Here is a 1,748-nt window from a genome sequence, read left to right on the forward strand (position 1 = left end):
TTGCTTCTCCATATTTTAATTATTGATTATAACGATTTTGGTCCAAATTCTTCAAAGAAAATTTGTTCTTTATTGACTTGATTTATTTCTAGTTCTTCAATCATTTTTTTAATAAAAGGGCGTGGTCCACACACATAATATTCAGAATCTTTATCAAACTTCCAGTCTTCAATCTTTTTAAAGTCAATATGGCCTTTCAAAACACTTGAATCTGCAATAGACTCTTCTATATAATCGTAAAATTGATATTTACTTACATTAGGATGGTTGTTTTGAATAAGTTTTATTTTATCTGCAAATGCATGCACTTCTTTATTGCGACATGCGTGTATCCAAACGACATCATGTTGTACTTTTTCGTTTAAATCAAAAGTTTCTAACATAGACAATAAAGGAGTTTGACCGATTCCTCCACTAATAAATATCTTCTTGTTTTTCGTTTCTTGTAACACGAAGTTTCCTGTAGGAGCGCTCAATTCCAATTCGTCACCTTCAAAAATGTAATCATGTAAATAGTTACTAATCATTCCATTTACTGCGATATTCGTACCTTTTTCACGTTTCACAGAAATACGAAAGTATTCATCATTTGGAGCACAAGAAATACTATATTGACGTATTTGTTCAAGATTCATTTCAGGTAAAAATATTTTGATACTTAAATATTGTCCTGCTAAATGTTTTGGAAGAGCTTTTCCATCTTTTGGTTTTAAGTAAAACGAAGTAATTTCGGCAGATTCTTCAACCTTACTTTTCACAATAAATGTGCGCCATCCTAGCCAGTTACCAGCTTCTTCTTTTTTACTTTCATACATTTTCTGTTCATGACCAATCATCAAATTAGCCAATTGGTTATACGCTAATCTCCATGCTTCAAGCACTTCATTGGTTGCAGCATCTTGTAAAACTTCTTTAATAGAAGCCAATAAATGTGTTCCTACAATATCGTATTGTTCGGGTTGAATATTTAAACTTGTATGTTTGTGTCCAATCATATCTACAACTGGCATTAATACAACTGGATTCGCAATATTTTCAGCATAAGCCAATACAGCCATAGCCAAAGCTGTTTGCTGTTTTCCTGAATTTTGATTTCCCATGTTAAACAGGTTTTTTAATTCTGGATGGTGAGTAAACATTCGATTATAAAAATGTTTAGTTAGAGCAACACCACTTTCTCTTAATAAAGGGACAGTTGCTAAAATGATTTCTTTATGTTGATCTGTAAGCATAATAAAAATTAAAATTTGCTTGCAAAACTACTTACTCAAAAGAAACGATACTTATGAGTACAGTCATAAGTTTTAACTAAATCTCCAGATCGTAAGAAGTTTTCAAGAATTAATAATATACTAATCGTTGTTACCACACTAATATGAATAACTTCTCACTCTAACTTTCTTATCATTTGCATGGATAGAAAACCATTGATTTTTACAACCATTTCGTTTGAGCAAATCGAGTTGCCAACTTTATGGAAATAACTTAGTTAGTTGAATCATTGAGAGACTACTGTCGGCATCTTTTTAAAAGAAAGCAACTCATGTTCATATTATTACCAATCGTATTGATGAAAAAGGAAAGGCTTTAGATGATTCTTATATAGGGTTTAATGTTACATTGTATTCGGTTGTTTTTTCTGTAATTGGGTTAGCAGCTTTGTTTTTTGCTTTTAAGTTTGGGTTTCAAGCGAAAGCGAAGATTAGAAATGAGTTTTACAATGAATTGAAATAATCAACATCGCATTT

The 1,748-nt window shown here is 31.1% G+C and carries 1 protein-coding gene; it reads right to left on the reverse strand.

Translation table 11 applies throughout. The features are described from left to right. Positions 1-26 precede the first annotated feature (26 nt). A complete protein-coding gene (gene hmpA, locus N5D46_RS14625) occupies positions 27-1,247 on the reverse strand; it encodes an NO-inducible flavohemoprotein (protein WP_347881039.1) in 1,221 nt (406 codons plus the stop codon). Positions 1,248-1,748: the final 501 nt, after the last annotated feature.

Origin of the sequence: Empedobacter sp. GD03865 (genome assembly GCF_029840775.1) — a bacterium.
GTDB lineage: Bacteria > Bacteroidota > Bacteroidia > Flavobacteriales > Weeksellaceae > Empedobacter > Empedobacter falsenii_B.